We start from the raw sequence: 15,874 nt of genomic DNA, 5'->3' as shown, positions 1-15,874 counted from the left end.
TTTCTCTGCTGCTGCCCCCTCCCTGCATATATTAAATTTTTTATATTCATGTTTTACTATGCCAGAAGTCTAAAAACTCAGCATAACATGCAGATGCAGACGTCTTCTGCCTGGGAGTCATTCTACGTCATGTCGGATATTATCCTTGCCCGTGTTTCAGAAACCCTCGCCACTGAACAATCCCTTGAAGGTCTCGTTCGTCAGCTGCTGGAGATGCTGGAGATTGTGACTGACATGGAGTCGACTTACCTCACCAAGGTAGATATCGAAGCCCGACTGCAGCATATCCTCTACGCCCGCAACAGCAAGCAGATGACAATCCCTGAGGGGCTGAGCGTCCCGTGGGATGAAACACTGTGTAAGCGCGCGCTGGATAGCGATACCGTATTCAGCAACGACGTTCCCGAACGCTGGCCGGAGTGCGAGGCGGCGAAAGCGCTCGGCATTACGACCTACATGAGTATTCCTGTCCATCTTGCGGATGGTTCACTCTACGGAACGCTCTGTGCCACCAGCACGGCCAGAAAGCCGCTTAGCGAGCGCGGTGAACAGGTTCTGAAGTTATTCGCCGGGCTGATTGCCCAGTCCATTCAGAAAGAGTCGCTGGTAACCCAGCTTCGCGAAGCCAATGCGGCCCTCATCGCCCACTCTTACACGGATGCCCTTACCGGTTTACCCAACCGTCGCGCCATTTTTGAAGATCTGACCACGCTGTTTTCCCTGGCGCGGCACCTTAAACGTAACACCGTCATCGCGTTCATCGATCTGGATGATTTCAAGCTGATTAACGATCGCTACGGACACGAGGCTGGCGACCAGTTCCTGATTGAAGTGGGCAAGCGTCTGACGGAAGAAAAACAGCAGGACGATATCATTGGCCGACTGGGCGGCGATGAGTTTCTGGTCGCGTCATTGAGCACATCCCACAGCGAAGGAGATAACGCGCAGGTCACTCTGGTCAAAACGCGCCTCAGCGCCTGTATTGCCGGTGAATACTGGCTGGGTAGCGTCAACCTCATTTACCCCGGGGCCAGCGTCGGCGTTATCGAAGTGGACCCTCGGGTAACCGATCCGGACAGCGCATTACGCGACGCGGATGTCGCGATGTATCAGGATAAGAAAGGAAAAAGCAAAACACGCTTTCTCACTATGGATTAACCCCGTACACTCTACGGCGTTACAAGAACCGAAACAGGTGATGATATGAGAATAGGGATCCTCTTCCCGGTCGTTATTTTTATAACGGCGGTGATTTTTTTAGCATGGTTTTTTGTCGGTGGTTACGCGGCGCCTGGGGCATAAATGAGAAAAACGACCCTCATTATGCTGATCGTTGCCATCGCGGCGTTTGCCGGCGCGCAGCTTGGCTGGTGGTAAACCTACCACGTAAAAAAGGCCGCCATCTGGCAGCCTTTTTTAACGCTTTTAAGCCTTAGCTTTTGATTTTTCTGTAGATAAACAGAACAACCAGCGCACCGATGACCGCGACGGCAAAGCTGCCGAAGTTAAAACCATCGACCTTGCCAAAACCGAACAGCGTACTGATCCAGCCGCCGACTACCGCGCCGATAATACCCAGTATTACGGTGACGATAAAACCACCGCCATCTTTGCCCGGCATAATCCACTTCGCCAGAATACCCGCAATAAGCCCAAAGATAATCCAGGATAAAATTCCCATAACTTTCCTCTCTGTATGGTTTTTGTCATTAAATCAACGACACAAAAAAGAATAGCACAGGATTTCAGAAAGGAAATTTGTGATAGGCATCACAATGAGAGAGTGCGCAATTATTCACCAACAAAAAGAGCCTGCCGCATAAACTGTGGGGTTGCATCTTTTGTTGAGAAAGATTATCTTTCTCAACACTGAATAGTTGAGCGTAACACTCAGGTATTCAGTACGACATTGCTCACATTGCTTCCAGTATTTTTTGCCCACTCCTGAGTGGGCTTTTTTTCTGTTCATACCCCAACAAACGCGTACCGGTTACGTCCTGCGCGTTTTGCCTGGTAGAGCGCCTGGTCAGCGGCAATAATGATATTCTGCTGGCTGCCCGCGATGTCGACCGCACGCGCGGTGGAAATCCCGACGCTTACCGTCACCCGTCCGAAGGGGCTAAAAGCATGCGCGATTTGCAGGGAAAACACGTTGCGAATAATCGTCTGCGCCAGTCGAAGCGCCTCCTGGATATCCGTATCAGGTAATATCAGCGCAAACTCCTCTCCGCCGTAGCGCGCCACAATCTGATTATCACGGATAAGGCTCTCCCGGAGACTGTTTCCCAGCAGCGCCAGACACCGGTCCCCTTCCGGATGGCCGTAGTTATCGTTGTATTTTTTGAAGTAGTCCACGTCCACAATCAGTATCGAAATCGCTGCGTCATGTGCGGCACACGTCGCGATTTCAGAGAGGATTCTTTCATCAAAAATGCGACGATTGTACAGCCCGGTCAACGCATCCTCGGAAGCGATAATCTTCAACGCCTTATTATCTCTGGTTTTTCTGGATAAGTCGGAATACAGGAAGTACGACGCGACGATAAGTATCGCAGTGAAAACGAAAATGAGTAGCGCCAGCTGAATAGCCTGCTTGCGCCACGGTGCGAGGGCTTCATCAATGCTGACGGCCACGGTGGTCACCAGCCCGTAGCGTCGGTTTTTTTCATAGGCGTAAATGCGTTCGATTTTATCAAACCGCGAAACGGAACTGGCTATCCCGGTATTTTGTACCTTTAGGTATTTCCTGAAGAGGGGTGAATCAGAAAAAATCGTGCCGACGTAGGTATTTTTAAAGGGGTGACGGACCAGCAGCACGCCGGATTGCGTCGTTAAGCCAATGACGCCCAGGTGACCAATATTAATCTGCCCGTAAAGCGCGAGGAAATTCTCGATACCCAGCGTCACCACCACGACACCGTTAAATGCCCCGGAGTGGGTTTCAAGGCGACGACTAATGGTAATGACCCATTTGCCATTGGTTCTGCTTACCACGGGCTCACCAATAAAAATCTGCTGATTTTTATTTTCCTTGTGATAGATAAAAAATGACCTGTCCGATCCTTTGCGTGGGCCTGTAAAAGTTTCGTGCAACGCGGTAAAGATATCGCCCTGAGCGTCGTAAACAACCACATTATTAATCTGGGTAAGAAGATTATCCTGATCATTTATCATCCGCTGAATATTGGTCGCCTGTTGCGGCGTCATGCCATAAATTTCGATTATGTCGGAAACGGTAGTAATTAACATTTCGCTTTGGCGCATGATCCCCTCGGTGTAGACATCAAGGGTATGGCTCAGGTTAGCAACGCTGGTATTAATTTGCTGAATTGACTGCTGTCTGGACGTGGCAATTTGGACGGCAAGCGACAGCGAGATGATCAATGAGACAATGATGACGGTAATGGTTGTTGTGTAAAAAGTATTTTTCACATGCACGAGCTTTTCCACCTTATCACGCCTGACATCCCTGGCTGACAACTCTTGTCACTGTAACAAAGCTCGGGATAAGAGGAAAATGAATTGCACTTAAGCATACAACTGAAGCTCGTCTTTATTTCGTTTTACAAACTAACAGTCTCCCTGGGTTTAGATAAAATGACTTTAATAAAATCGATATAGGAGACGGGCTTACCAAAATAATATCCCTGTAACAGTGTTATCTCATTACGGTTGAGATACTCCAGTTGCTCTTTTGTTTCTACGCCTTCAGCAACAATACGCAATGAGAGTTTTTTCGCCAGGTCAATGACGCAGTCCAGCAGGATCGTTGAGTCCTTTTCCTCTGAAACCCGATTCACAAAACTCTTATCAATTTTAATATAATCAATGGCCAGCGCATTAAGGCATGACAGCCCGGAATAACCCGTACCAAAATCATCCAGGGCAATAACAAAGCCGGCGTTATGCAGCATGTTGAGGTTTTCCACGAGGTGGGGATTATCGATCAGCGGTTCACGCTCGGTCACCTCGAGAACCAGTTTGACCTCTTTACCCTGAAACCCCTTCCCGAAGACGCGGCAGTCACCTATAAATGAAGGCGCATTAATATGTCTGGCGCTGATGTTCACCCCGATATGAAACCCGTCCGGTAGCTTATGCAAAAGCGGCTTAAGCTGGGTCACCACTTTTGCCATCAACCCTTTGGTCAGCGGTATAATCAACCCGCTACGTTCGGCAATCGGAATAAAGACATCCGGCGGGATAAAGCCTGACTTTGGATGCTTCCATCTTGCCAGGACCTCAACGCCGTATAACCCGCCGGTATCGCCGTTCACGATCGGCTGGTAATAAGGCACGATCTCCCCTTGCAAAATGGCCTTACGTAAGTCGTCTTCAAATGAGGTACTTTTCCCCTTGTATCGGCGGATCAAAATACCCACCGCCACCGATAGCGCAAGAATAAGCAATATCAGGCTCCATCCCTGTTGCAAAAGCCGCGTCAGGCTGAAAAAGGCAGGAGGTTGCCAGGCGAGGCTAAAGGGAAATTGCGTTGATGCCGTAAGCGCCCCCGTCCAGGAAGCCGCTTTCCAGCCCCTCACGGCACCGTTGCGAACAAGCATGCTTTCGCCGACAACCAGTCCCAGATCCATGCTGTTCGATGCGCTTGCAATGACGTCCTGCAAATGCGCGTCACTGATGCTGATGATGACGCGCCCTCCCGCGATGGGCATCTGAAAGACAAGCACCGGAATGCCGTTCACCAGTCGACTGCCCGGTAACAGCATCAATTTTTCGGCAGGTAACGTCTCAGGATGAATAATCAACACGCCATTCCCGGGAAGGGAAGTACAGATGATTTTACCCTGCTGCTCGATCATGATGGCGCGCAGATGCGGTTTTAGCGCTGCCTCTGTCCCCAGCGCCAGCTGTCCGCTACTGGTACACCCTTCGGCCGCAACGCGCTTTGCCGTGCTGGCCGCACTGACTGCTTCAGCCAGAATGTTTTCTATTTTTTGGGTGCTGGCCGTGGCGGTATGACTATTACTCAGCTTCGCCATCTGCCATAGCTGCCAGTTAATAATCAAAATGCCGCTCAGAAAAAGAAACAGAGCGCTAAGAATAGGGATCATCACGTTGCGCACGATGTTTTCCTTAATAGAAAAATCAAGCATGGATGTTCTGGTTGAAGAGCCTGTGCTAACCCGGTATTGCTTATAACAATGAAAATAGCTTAGCTGAGAATTGTCTTAAAAAACTGATACTTTCGTATGAGTTCATCTGCCGACATTTACTCACATGACGTGACTATCAGGCTTGTTCCTTGCCCTGGCTGTGTTAAGATTTGTGAAATCAGGGAGCGGACTGGATATCTGGAAAATGAAAAAGCTCATTGCCGTTGCTATTGTTTCAACGCTTCTGGTCTTCCTGTCTCTTTATGCGGTCAATGCTGTAATCATCGGTCAGCAGAAGAGCAAACAGCTTGAAATATCCCGTACCCTTTTACATTATTCAGAAGACGTGTCCCAAAGCGTGGCGCTGGGTCTCAAAAGCATCACGGCGCAGGGATGTGACAAAACCAGCCTCGATCGCTACAGACAAATTAAGCTTAATAATCTTTATTTTGCCGATATCGGCTTTATTGATAAGGGAAAAATTGTCTGTACCGCTTTTTGGGGAAAACTCGCGACGCCCGTTGCACTTCCTGCAGAACTGCATAAAACGCCGAGGGGCTTTCTCCTGGCCCAGTTCTCGAGAAAAGACTTTTTCACGGGCAATGCGGCAATTTATAATAATATTATTATCTTCACCTCCCGCTATGCTTACGATAAATTCACCCCGGTTACCGCAAGCTATTCGCTCAGTGCTACCACCAAAGATTTCGGCAGAGTCTTTTTTTCGGCCGCCACGGAGCTAAATCAGCAGAGCTGGCTGCATTCGACGTTGTTTACCCTGACTCTGACACAGTGCAGCACCTTCTGGGACCTGTGCGTCATCGTGAAGCATCACGATGCCGGGCTGGCCTCGCTACCTCCGTTTATCTTTGCGCTTCTCGCGGTCATTCTCTGTTTTATCTGGATTGCGATAACGTTATTCATCTTCCGTATCTATGAAGACCGTTTTTCTCTGGAACGTACGCTGATAAAAGCCGTCATCACGAATACCATCAGCGTTAACTATCAGCCCATTATTCGCATTCACGATCAAAAAATCGTGGGCGTCGAAGTTCTGTCGAGATGGCGCGATCAAAAGCATGGGGACGTCTCTCCGGAGCTGTTTATCCCATTAATTAAGAAGATCGGCCTGTATAAAAAATATTACAGTAATATTATCGAAAAATCCCTTTCCGAAATTGCCCCTCTGGCGATAAAACACCAGCTGATAGTCTCAATAAACGTTGGGCACAAGGAAATTGAAGATGGACAGTTCATTACTATTTTGCGTCGTGCGTGTTTTGCCAATCACCTTCCCCTTTCCCTGATGAAGGTCGAACTCTCTGAGAAAGCCGTTTCCACGGCAGATATTCTCGAGGGATTCTGTCAGGAGCTGAAATCGCTCGGCGTTAAAATATCAATAGATGATTTTGGCGTGCAAAACTCGAATCTCGCCCGCCTGTCGCTGCTTGAATATGATGAAATCAAAATCGATAAGTCGCTGGTGGACGGCATCAGCGAGCATTATAAGCAAAACATCTTTGTAATCTTCAGCGATGCCCTTGCAAGATTGAATAAAACGCTTGTTTTCGAGGGCGTGGAAAATGAAATTCAATATCGCTTTATTGCAAGCAGATATCCCGATGCGCTGATTCAGGGATGGTATTTTTCAAAAGCACTCACCCGAAGCGAGCTGGCGAAGCGACTCACCGGGGTTGCACCGTAACCCGAAGCCTTGCGCGTCCGTTTTTTCCAGTCAGGCATTTCTATTTTTTACGCAAAAACATATAGTCGTCACATTCAGACGGTAGATTACCCTGAAGCACACTCATATTTTGGTTAAAAACGTGAAATTATCCTTACTATTACCAGTGGTACTCTTTTGTCTGACCGTTATTTTCGCGCTGTTTATCGACGCCCCCGCTTCGCATATTCTGCGGAAAAAATGCATGTGGTCCGATAGCGTGATGCTGAGCTGTATTGCTAAGCATCAGCATAACGGTTTTTAAAGCAGACTATTCATTTCCCCACTGATTGAGGAAATTCGCAATATCATCAATGCGACCCGCACGGATCCCGGCCTCAGCGGCCATCTCCTGCTGAGCCTCCTCGCTGATTTCCTCATTATTCGATAAACGGGTGAGCAGCAGCTGGAAATAATGCGCCAGCGCGTCGCGCTCTGACTCAGCGACCGGCTCAGCGGCTTCCGTCGCGTACTCATCGGCAATGTCATAATATTTCAGTGGGATATCGTTGTTCATAACTGTCTCGTCGCTAATCTTTACGGGTAAAGCCATCAGTATATCGGACGCCTTATCTCAACCAAAGCATTGCTTCAGATGAGTAACGCAAGCAGCGCTGCGAGAGCGGGCGCGGCCTGTACATACAAAATTTTTCGGCTGGTGGTGGCTGCGCCAAAGAGCCCTGCGAGCAATACGCAGGTCAGGAAGAAGATGGCCACCTGAATCCCCTTTTCGCCAAGCCAGAGGCTCCAGAGCAGACCAGCCGCCAGAAAACCGTTATACAACCCCTGGTTTGCGGCCAGCACGCGGGTGTCGCGCGCAAAATCAGGACGCAGATTAAAGGCCTTGTGGCCTGTTTTCGTATCCCACAGGAACATTTCCAGCACAAGAATGTAGAGATGGATGAATGCAACGACAGCGATAAGGACAGTGGCTAACATCGTGTTGTCTCCCACAGGCAGAGGCAGAGGCAAAAAAAACGGGAACCATCAGGCCCCCGCTCTTGTTTAACCCAGAATCTGGATTACATGTTCGCGATAATCGCGTCGCCAAACTCTGAGCATTTCAGCAGTTTAGCGCCTTCCATCAGACGTTCGAAATCGTAAGTTACGGTTTTCGCGTTGATCGCGCCTTCCATACCTTTAACGATCAGGTCTGCGGCTTCGAACCATTCCATGTGGCGCAGCATCATCTCTGCGGACAGGATGATAGAGCCTGGGTTCACTTTGTCCTGACCCGCGTATTTTGGTGCAGTACCGTGGGTCGCTTCGAACAGGGCGCACTCGTCACCGATGTTCGCGCCAGGGGCGATACCGATACCGCCAACCTGTGCTGCCAGGGCGTCAGAGATGTAGTCACCGTTCAGGTTCATACAGGCAATCACGTCGTATTCTGCAGGACGCAGCAGGATCTGCTGCAGGAACGCATCGGCGATCACATCTTTAATGATGATCTCTTTGCCGGTGTTCGGGTTCTTGATCTTCTGCCATGGGCCACCGTCGATCAGCTCACCCCCAAACTCTTCTTTCGCCAACTGGTAGCCCCAGTCTTTGAACGCACCTTCGGTGAACTTCATGATGTTGCCTTTGTGAACCAGGGTCACAGAGTCACGGTCGTTGGTGATCGCGTATTCGATGGCCGCACGCACCAGACGTTTAGTACCGTCTTCAGAGCACGGCTTGATGCCGATACCGCAATGCTCAGGGAAGCGAATTTTCTTCACGCCCATCTCTTCGCGCAGGAATTTAATCACTTTTTCTGCGTCAGCAGAGTCCGCTTTCCATTCGATACCCGCGTAGATGTCTTCTGAGTTTTCGCGGAAGATAACCATATCGGTCAGTTCAGGATGCTTAACCGGGCTTGGGGTGCCCTGATAGTAACGAACCGGACGCAGACACACGTACAGGTCCAGCTCCTGACGCAGTGCCACGTTCAGGGAACGAATACCGCCGCCAACTGGCGTCGTCAGTGGGCCTTTAATAGCAACACGGTAGTCGCGGATCAGGTCCAGCGTTTCTGCTGGCAGCCAGACGTCCTGGCCATAAACTTGAGTAGATTTCTCACCGGTGTAAATTTCCATCCAGGAAATTTTACGCTCGCCTTTGTAGGCTTTCTCAACAGCGGCATCAACCACTTTCAGCATCGCCGGGGTAACGTCTACACCGATACCGTCACCTTCAATGAACGGGATAATCGGATTGTGAGGAACGTTAATCTTGCCGTTTTGCAGGGTGATCTTTTTACCTTCCGCCGGAACAACTACTTTGCTTTCCATTAACCTCTCCTTCGAGCGCTTCTGGTTGTTACTGATCTTATGTTAATAAATTGTAATGAGCCCTTCGATAGTACCTGATTGTCCTGCGCCATGAAAGGTCTTCGTTATTAGGCTATAATGCGGCAATTGATAACGCCTGAAAATACCATGAAGAAAACTTCTTTTACAAAACACCGGCTTGAGCGATTCAGCTCGCGACAAGCCGCCAGAAGACCGCAGGAACCCCAGCCGAAGCGGGTTATTTTGTTCAATAAACCCTACGATGTTTTGCCGCAGTTTACCGATGAAGCCGGGCGCAGCACGCTGAAGGACTACATCCCCGTGCAGGGCGTCTACGCAGCCGGGCGTCTGGACCGCGACAGCGAAGGCCTTCTGGTCTTAACCAACGACGGCGTGTTGCAGGCGAAGCTCACGCAGCCGGGCAAACGCACCGGGAAAATTTACTTCGTCCAGGTGGAAGGCGAGCCGGATGACGCGACGCTGGCAGCGTTACGCAGCGGCGTGACGTTGAACGACGGCCCAACCCTGCCCGCAGGTATTGAACGCGTGAATGAACCGGAGTGGCTGTGGCCGCGCAACCCGCCGATTCGCGAACGCAAATCCATTCCGACAAGCTGGCTCAAAATTACCCTTTATGAAGGCCGCAACCGCCAGGTTCGCCGCATGACCGCACACGTCGGCTTCCCTACCCTGCGTCTGATTCGCTACGCCATGGGCAGCTACACCCTGGAAACGCTGGCAAACGGTGAATGGCGCGACATCACCCCTTAAGGAGTCACTATGTTTAAACCTCATGTCACGGTTGCCTGCGTGGTCCACGCCAGGGGTAAATTCCTTGTTGTCGAAGAGAGCATTAACGGCAAAGCGCTGTGGAACCAGCCTGCCGGACACCTTGAAGCTAATGAGACCCTGCTGCAGGCAGCAAAACGCGAGCTCTGGGAAGAGACCGGGATTCACGCTGAGCCCCAGCACTTCATCCGCATGCATCAGTGGATCGCACCTGACCACACGCCCTTTCTGCGCTTTTTATTCGCCGTTGAGCTTAGCGAAACGTGCGCCACAGAGCCGCAGGATGACGATATCGACCGCTGTCTGTGGGTCACTGCCGACGAGATCCTGAACGCGCCAAACCTGCGCTCGCCGCTGGTTGCGGAAAGCATTCGCTGCTGGCAGTCTGCTGGCCGCTTACCGCTGGATGTTATCGGCGCATTTAACTGGCCGTTTACAGAGGGTGTCAACGGTGGGGGGGCGTGATAGAATACGCCGCCTTGAAGTTCAATGTCGTGAGTATTCCATGTCAGATAACAGCCAGAAAAAAGTGATCGTCGGCATGTCCGGCGGTGTCGATTCCTCCGTTTCCGCCTACCTGTTACAGCAACAGGGCTATAAGGTGGAGGGCCTGTTCATGAAGAACTGGGAGGAAGATGATGGCGAGGAATACTGCACCGCCGCAGCGGATCTCGCCGACGCGCAGGCCGTATGCGATAAGCTCGGCATTGAACTGCACACCGTTAACTTTGCCGCAGAATACTGGGACAACGTTTTTGAACTCTTCCTTGAAGAGTACAAAGCGGGCCGCACGCCGAACCCGGATATTTTGTGCAACAAAGAGATCAAATTTAAGGCCTTCCTGGAATTCGCCGCAGAAGATTTGGGCGCTGACTACATCGCGACCGGTCACTACGTGCGTCGCGCAGATTTGAATGGCAAAAGCCAGCTGCTGCGCGGTCTGGACGGCAACAAAGATCAAAGCTACTTCCTCTATACGCTGAGCCACGAGCAAATCGCCCAGAGCCTGTTCCCGGTCGGCGAGCTGGAAAAGCCGCAGGTGCGTAAAATCGCCGAAGAGCTGGACCTGATCACCGCGAAGAAAAAAGACTCTACCGGCATCTGCTTCATCGGCGAGCGCAAATTCCGCGATTTCCTGGGGCGTTACCTGCCTGCTCAGCCGGGTAAAATTGTCACCGTCGACGGGGAAGAGATTGGCCAGCATCAGGGGCTGATGTACCACACGCTCGGCCAGCGTAAAGGCCTGGGTATTGGCGGGACCAAAGAAGGTAGCGAAGATCCATGGTATGTTGTCGACAAAGACGTCGAAAACAATATTCTGGTTGTTGCCCAGGGTCACGATCATCCGCGTCTGATGTCCGTTGGCCTTATTGCACAGCAGCTGCACTGGGTCGATCGTGAGCCGCTGAAAGGCACGCTGCGCTGCACGGTAAAAACACGCTACCGTCAGACCGATATTCCTTGCACCATTACCGCGCTCGATGACGATCGCATTGACGTGCGTTTCGACGAGCCGGTCGCCGCCGTCACCCCGGGTCAGTCTGCTGTCTTCTACAGCGGCGAAATCTGTCTGGGCGGCGGGATCATTGAACAGCGCCTGCCGCTGCCTGCTGTTTAATACGATTCACACATAAAGGAGACCGTGTGGCGAAGAACTACTATGACATCACCCTGGCGCTGGCGGGAATTTGCCAGTCAGCCCGTCTGGTGCAACAGCTGGCGCATCAGGGTCACTGCGACGCAGATGCCCTGCACGTTTCACTGAACAGCGTTATCGATCTCAACCCCGGCTCGACACTGGGCGTGTTCGGCGGCAGTGAAACCAATCTTCGTCTCGGTCTTGAAACCCTGCTCGGCGTGCTTAACGCCAGCAGCCGTCAGGGATTAAACGCGGAGCTGACCCGCTACACGTTAAGCCTGATGGTGCTGGAACGTAAGCTGAACGCCGCAAAAGGCGCAATGAATACGCTGGGCGATCGCATTGCCGGGCTGCAGCGTCAGCTCGATCATTTTGACCTGCAGTCGGAAACGCTGCTGAGCGCAATGGCGGGGATTTATGTCGACGTCATCAGCCCGCTGGGCCCGCGTATTCAGGTCACCGGATCCCCTGCCGTGCTGCAAAGTCCGCAGGTACAGGCAAAAGTGCGCGCGTCCCTGCTGGCAGGGATCCGCGCCGCCGTGCTGTGGCACCAGGTTGGCGGTGGCCGCCTGCAGTTAATGTTTTCTCGTAATCGCCTGACCACTCAGGCAAAACAAATTCTTGCTCATTGTTAACCTCCCGGAGTTGCGAATTATGGAATTATCCTCACTGACCGCCGTATCCCCTGTCGATGGACGCTACGGCGATAAAGTCAGCGCGCTGCGCGGGATCTTCAGCGAATATGGTTTGCTGAAGTTCCGTGTTCAGGTTGAAGTACGCTGGCTGCAAAAGCTGGCCGCCCAGGCAGCAATCAAGGAAGTTCCTGCTTTTGACGAAAAGGCAAACGATTACCTTGATAAAATCGTTGCCGAGTTCAGCGAACAAGACGCCGCGCGCATTAAAACCATCGAACGCACCACCAACCACGACGTGAAAGCGGTTGAGTACTTCCTGAAAGAGAAAGTGGAAAGCGTTCCTGCCCTGCACGCCGTGTCTGAGTTCATTCACTTCGCCTGTACCTCTGAAGACATCAACAACCTGTCTCATGCGCTGATGCTCTCCACCGCGCGCAAAGAGGTCGTGCTTCCTTACTGGCGTAAAATCATCGACGCGGTAAAAGCGCTGTCCGTGGAATACCGCGACATTCCGCTGCTCTCCCGTACCCACGGTCAGCCAGCCACCCCATCCACGATGGGTAAAGAGATGGCGAACGTCGCGTACCGTATGGAGCGCCAGTACCGTCAGCTGGAGCAGGTTGAGATCCTCGGCAAAATCAACGGCGCGGTCGGTAACTATAACGCCCACATCGCCGCTTATCCGGAAGTTGACTGGCACCAGTTCAGCGAAGAGTTCGTGACCTCTCTGGGCATTCAGTGGAACCCGTACACCACCCAGATTGAGCCGCACGACTATATCGCCGAACTGTTTGACTGCATCGCGCGCTTCAACACCATCCTGATCGACTTCGATCGTGACGTGTGGGGCTACATCGCCCTGAACCACTTCAAGCAGAAAACCATCGCCGGTGAAATCGGCTCTTCCACCATGCCGCACAAAGTAAACCCAATCGACTTCGAAAACTCCGAAGGTAACCTGGGCCTTGCGAACGCCGTGCTGCAGCATATGGCGAGCAAACTGCCGGTATCCCGCTGGCAGCGCGACCTGACCGACTCCACCGTACTGCGTAACCTGGGCGTGGGCATTGGCTACGCGCTGATCGCGTATCAGTCCACCCTGAAAGGCGTGAGCAAACTGGAAGTGAACCGTGACCGTCTGCTGGACGAGCTGGACCACAACTGGGAAGTGCTGGCGGAGCCAATCCAGACCGTGATGCGCCGTTACGGTATCGAAAAACCGTACGAGAAGCTGAAAGAGCTGACCCGCGGCAAACGCGTTGACGCCGAAGGCATGAAGCAGTTTATCGACGGTCTGGCGCTGCCGGAAGAAGAGAAAACGCGCCTGAAGGCGATGACCCCGGCGAACTACATTGGTCGCGCCATCACCATGGTCGACGAGCTGAAGTAACGCCCCTCTCCCCCTTTTCGCCCGAAAAGGGGGATGCTTTTCCCCGGTTTACTCAATGTTTATCCCCACAACAACATAATCAGCGTTAAACTATTCATACCAATTATTTAGGGAGAAGAGATGATGCGCGTACTGGTTGTTGAGGATAACGCATTGCTACGCCATCACCTGAAGGTTCAGCTTCAGGAGATGGGACATCAGGTGGACGATGCTGAAGATGCAAAAGAAGCCGATTATTATCTCAATGAACACCTGCCGGATATCGCCATTGTCGATTTAGGGTTGCCTGACGAAGACGGTCTGTCGTTAATTCGCCGCTGGCGCAGCCACGATGTCTCCCTGCCGGTTCTGGTTCTGACCGCCCGTGAAGGCTGGCAGGATAAGGTCGAAGTGCTCAGCGCGGGTGCCGACGATTACGTCACCAAGCCGTTTCATATTGAAGAGGTGGCGGCGCGCATGCAGGCGCTGTTACGCCGCAACAGCGGGCTGGCGTCACAGGTTATTTCCATCCCGCCATTCCAGGTCGATCTCTCCCGCCGGGAATTAGCGATCAATGATGAAGTGATTAAGCTCACCGCCTTCGAATACACCATCATGGAAACGCTGATCCGTAACAATGGCAAAGTGGTGAGCAAAGATTCCTTAATGCTTCAGCTTTACCCTGATGCTGAACTGCGCGAGAGCCATACCATTGACGTGCTGATGGGACGCTTGCGTAAGAAAATTCAGGCGCAGTATCCGCAGGATGTGATTACCACCGTCCGTGGCCAGGGCTACCTGTTCGAATTACGCTAAATGAGACGGATTTTGCGCCACATTCTGCCCCTCTCGCTGCGGGTTCGTTTCTTACTGGCAACAGCCGCCGTCGTGCTGGTGCTGTCGCTCTCCTACGGCATGGTCGCCCTGGTGGGCTACAGCGTCAGCTTTGATAAAACCACCTTTCGACTGTTGCGCGGCGAAAGCAATCTGTTTTATACCCTGGCGAAGTGGGAAAACAACCGAATCACCGTCGAAATGCCGGAAAACCTCAACCAGCAGAGTCCAACGCTGGCACTGATTTATAATGAAAAAGGGAAATTACTGTGGGCGCAGCGTGATATCCCCTGGCTGGTTAAAAGCATTCGTCCGGACTGGCTCAAAACCAACGGGTTTCATGAAATTGAAGCCGATCTCAACACTACCAGCTCGCTGATCCGTGAAGATCGCTCCCTGCAGCAAAAGCTGAACGAGATCCGCGCCGACAACGCCGAAACGGAGATGACGCACTCCGTCGCGATTAACCTCTATCCGGCGACGCTGAATATGCCGCAGCTGACCATCGTGGTGATCGACACCATTCCGGTCGAGCTGAAGCGTTCTTATATGGTCTGGAGCTGGTTCATCTACGTTCTGGCTGCGAATCTCCTGCTGGTGATCCCGCTGCTGTGGGTAGCGGCGTGGTGGAGCTTGCGCCCCATTGAGTCACTGGCGAAAGAGGTTCGTGAGCTGGAAGAACATCATCGCGAGAAGCTGAACCCGGAAACCACCCGCGAGCTCACCAGCCTGGTGCGTAACCTTAACCGCCTGCTGAAAAGTGAACGCGAACGCTACGATAAATACCGTACCACCCTTACCGATCTGACCCACAGTCTGAAAACACCGCTGGCCGTCATGCAAAGTACCCTGCGTTCAATGCGCAGTTCGAAGCTGAGCGTCGATGATGCCGAGCCGGTGATGCTGGAACAGATCAGCCGTATTTCCCAGCAAATTGGCTATTACCTGCACCGCGCCAGCATGCGTTCGGGAAGCGCGCTTCTGAGCCGCGAGCTGCACCCGGTAGCCCCGCTTTTGGATAACCTCACGTCCGCCCTCAACAAGGTGTATCAGCGTAAAGGGGTGAACATCAGCCTCGACATCTCGCCAGAGATAAGCTTTGTGGGTGAAAAAAATGATTTCATGGAAGTGATGGGTAACCTGCTGGATAACGCCTGCAAATACTGTCTGGAGTTCGTGGAAGTGTCAGCGCGTCAGACGGAAACAGAACTGCATATTATCGTTGAGGATGATGGCCCGGGGATCCCGCGCAATAAGCGTGACGTGGTGTTCGATCGCGGTCAGCGCGCCGATACGCTACGTCCTGGCCAGGGCGTAGGATTGGCCGTCGCCCGTGAGATTGTTGACCAGTACGACGGGAAAATAGAAACCAGTGAAAGCCTGCTGGGCGGCGCCAGAATGGAGGTTATTTTTGGTCGCCAGCAGCCCACATTGAACGATAGTTAACCCGTTATGTGAAAAATGCGAGGATCTCGCAGCCGGGGGGCTGAGCTTCCGT

The 15,874-nt window shown here is 52.1% G+C and carries 16 protein-coding genes; 10 read left to right on the top strand and 6 right to left on the bottom strand.

The window, feature by feature from the left end:
• Nucleotides 1-129: 129 nt before the first annotated feature.
• Together BJ885_RS04555 and BJ885_RS04550 are read left to right on the top strand one after the other, a co-directional pair.
• Entirely contained in the window at nt 130-1,158 is a 1,029-nt protein-coding gene (locus tag BJ885_RS04555; protein WP_121931786.1) for a sensor domain-containing diguanylate cyclase, read from the top strand.
• Between the two features lie 45 nt (nt 1,159-1,203).
• Nucleotides 1,204-1,302, top strand: a complete 99-nt coding sequence (locus BJ885_RS04550; RefSeq protein WP_029739841.1) for a YoaK family small membrane protein — start codon at nt 1,204-1,206, stop codon at nt 1,300-1,302.
• Nucleotides 1,303-1,432: 130 nt separating this feature from the next.
• On the opposite strand, the gene BJ885_RS04545 is transcribed toward BJ885_RS04550, so the two are convergent.
• From BJ885_RS04545 to BJ885_RS04535, 3 genes are all read right to left on the bottom strand, one after another.
• A complete protein-coding gene (locus BJ885_RS04545) occupies nt 1,433-1,681 on the bottom strand; it encodes a GlsB/YeaQ/YmgE family stress response membrane protein (RefSeq protein WP_006174788.1) in 249 nt (82 codons plus the stop codon).
• A 284-nt stretch (nt 1,682-1,965) separates the two neighbouring features.
• Nucleotides 1,966-3,450: a diguanylate cyclase gene (locus BJ885_RS04540; RefSeq protein WP_375714059.1), complete on the bottom strand. Its 1,485-nt coding sequence runs from the start codon at nt 3,448-3,450 to the stop codon at nt 1,966-1,968.
• A gap of 113 nt (nt 3,451-3,563) precedes the next feature.
• Nucleotides 3,564-5,114, bottom strand: coding sequence for a cyclic diguanylate phosphodiesterase (locus tag BJ885_RS04535; RefSeq protein WP_259467189.1), 1,551 nt, complete (start codon nt 5,112-5,114; stop codon nt 3,564-3,566).
• A gap of 205 nt (nt 5,115-5,319) precedes the next feature.
• Between BJ885_RS04535 and BJ885_RS04530 the strand changes: the two genes are divergently transcribed.
• Nucleotides 5,320-6,819, top strand: a complete 1,500-nt coding sequence (locus BJ885_RS04530) for a cyclic diguanylate phosphodiesterase (RefSeq protein ID WP_121931273.1) — start codon at nt 5,320-5,322, stop codon at nt 6,817-6,819.
• Between the two features lie 289 nt (nt 6,820-7,108).
• Here BJ885_RS04530 and BJ885_RS04525 read toward each other — a convergent pair whose 3' ends face one another.
• The 3 genes from BJ885_RS04525 to icd all read right to left on the bottom strand — a co-directional run bounded on the left by BJ885_RS04525 (nt 7,109) and on the right by icd (nt 9,110).
• Complete coding sequence (locus BJ885_RS04525; protein WP_121931272.1) at nt 7,109-7,354, bottom strand: YmjA family protein; 246 nt, start codon at nt 7,352-7,354, stop codon at nt 7,109-7,111.
• A gap of 74 nt (nt 7,355-7,428) precedes the next feature.
• Nucleotides 7,429-7,776, bottom strand: coding sequence for a DUF1304 domain-containing protein (locus BJ885_RS04520; RefSeq protein ID WP_121931271.1), 348 nt, complete (start codon nt 7,774-7,776; stop codon nt 7,429-7,431).
• 83 nt (nt 7,777-7,859) lie between these two features.
• On the bottom strand, nt 7,860-9,110 hold the full coding sequence (icd, locus tag BJ885_RS04515) for an NADP-dependent isocitrate dehydrogenase (protein WP_032657958.1): 1,251 nt from the start codon (nt 9,108-9,110) through the stop codon (nt 7,860-7,862).
• Between the two features lie 117 nt (nt 9,111-9,227).
• Between icd and rluE the strand changes: the two genes are divergently transcribed.
• The 7 genes from rluE (at nt 9,228) to phoQ (ending at nt 15,822) form a co-directional block, all read left to right on the top strand.
• Nucleotides 9,228-9,881 carry a 23S rRNA pseudouridine(2457) synthase RluE gene (rluE, locus tag BJ885_RS04510; RefSeq protein ID WP_121931270.1) on the top strand — a complete coding sequence of 218 codons (654 nt, stop codon included), beginning with the start codon at nt 9,228-9,230 and terminating at the stop codon, nt 9,879-9,881.
• A 9-nt stretch (nt 9,882-9,890) separates the two neighbouring features.
• Nucleotides 9,891-10,364, top strand: coding sequence for an NUDIX hydrolase (locus BJ885_RS04505; protein ID WP_033145233.1), 474 nt, complete (start codon nt 9,891-9,893; stop codon nt 10,362-10,364).
• A gap of 40 nt (nt 10,365-10,404) precedes the next feature.
• Nucleotides 10,405-11,517, top strand: a complete 1,113-nt coding sequence (gene mnmA / locus BJ885_RS04500; protein ID WP_121931269.1) for a tRNA 2-thiouridine(34) synthase MnmA — start codon at nt 10,405-10,407, stop codon at nt 11,515-11,517.
• A 26-nt stretch (nt 11,518-11,543) separates the two neighbouring features.
• Complete coding sequence (hflD, locus tag BJ885_RS04495; protein ID WP_023311236.1) at nt 11,544-12,173, top strand: high frequency lysogenization protein HflD; 630 nt, start codon at nt 11,544-11,546, stop codon at nt 12,171-12,173.
• Between the two features lie 19 nt (nt 12,174-12,192).
• The gene (purB, locus tag BJ885_RS04490; RefSeq protein WP_008500757.1) at nt 12,193-13,563 is read left to right on the top strand and encodes an adenylosuccinate lyase; all 1,371 of its coding nucleotides are present in this window, start codon (nt 12,193-12,195) and stop codon (nt 13,561-13,563) included.
• Nucleotides 13,564-13,686: 123 nt separating this feature from the next.
• The gene (gene phoP / locus BJ885_RS04485; protein WP_028019015.1) at nt 13,687-14,358 is read left to right on the top strand and encodes a two-component system response regulator PhoP; all 672 of its coding nucleotides are present in this window, start codon (nt 13,687-13,689) and stop codon (nt 14,356-14,358) included.
• Entirely contained in the window at nt 14,359-15,822 is a 1,464-nt protein-coding gene (phoQ, locus tag BJ885_RS04480; protein WP_029739851.1) for a two-component system sensor histidine kinase PhoQ, read from the top strand.
• Nucleotides 15,823-15,874 lie beyond the last annotated feature (52 nt).

Source organism: Enterobacter sp. WP_7_1, from assembly GCF_003688535.1.
GTDB classification, from domain to species: domain Bacteria; phylum Pseudomonadota; class Gammaproteobacteria; order Enterobacterales; family Enterobacteriaceae; genus Enterobacter; species Enterobacter asburiae.
The sequence above is the reverse complement of the archived record's forward strand: the minus strand, read 5'-3'. Positions and strand labels throughout refer to the sequence as shown.

What these genes read in the sequence shown, in the direction of transcription:
- BJ885_RS04555 (WP_121931786.1), top strand. Translation starts at nt 130, where the DNA reads ATGTCGGATATTATCCTTGCCCGTGTTTCAGAAACCCTCGCCACTGAA.
- BJ885_RS04550 (WP_029739841.1), top strand. Translation starts at nt 1,204, where the DNA reads ATGAGAATAGGGATCCTCTTCCCGGTCGTTATTTTTATAACGGCGGTG.
- BJ885_RS04545 (WP_006174788.1), bottom strand. Translation starts at nt 1,681, where the DNA reads ATGGGAATTTTATCCTGGATTATCTTTGGGCTTATTGCGGGTATTCTG.
- BJ885_RS04535 (WP_259467189.1), bottom strand. Translation starts at nt 5,114, where the DNA reads ATGCTTGATTTTTCTATTAAGGAAAACATCGTGCGCAACGTGATGATC.
- BJ885_RS04530 (WP_121931273.1), top strand. Translation starts at nt 5,320, where the DNA reads ATGAAAAAGCTCATTGCCGTTGCTATTGTTTCAACGCTTCTGGTCTTC.
- BJ885_RS04525 (WP_121931272.1), bottom strand. Translation starts at nt 7,354, where the DNA reads ATGAACAACGATATCCCACTGAAATATTATGACATTGCCGATGAGTAC.
- BJ885_RS04520 (WP_121931271.1), bottom strand. Translation starts at nt 7,776, where the DNA reads ATGTTAGCCACTGTCCTTATCGCTGTCGTTGCATTCATCCATCTCTAC.
- icd (WP_032657958.1), bottom strand. Translation starts at nt 9,110, where the DNA reads ATGGAAAGCAAAGTAGTTGTTCCGGCGGAAGGTAAAAAGATCACCCTG.
- rluE (WP_121931270.1), top strand. Translation starts at nt 9,228, where the DNA reads ATGCGGCAATTGATAACGCCTGAAAATACCATGAAGAAAACTTCTTTT.
- BJ885_RS04505 (WP_033145233.1), top strand. Translation starts at nt 9,891, where the DNA reads ATGTTTAAACCTCATGTCACGGTTGCCTGCGTGGTCCACGCCAGGGGT.
- mnmA (WP_121931269.1), top strand. Translation starts at nt 10,405, where the DNA reads ATGTCAGATAACAGCCAGAAAAAAGTGATCGTCGGCATGTCCGGCGGT.
- purB (WP_008500757.1), top strand. Translation starts at nt 12,193, where the DNA reads ATGGAATTATCCTCACTGACCGCCGTATCCCCTGTCGATGGACGCTAC.
- phoP (WP_028019015.1), top strand. Translation starts at nt 13,687, where the DNA reads ATGCGCGTACTGGTTGTTGAGGATAACGCATTGCTACGCCATCACCTG.
- phoQ (WP_029739851.1), top strand. Translation starts at nt 14,359, where the DNA reads ATGAGACGGATTTTGCGCCACATTCTGCCCCTCTCGCTGCGGGTTCGT.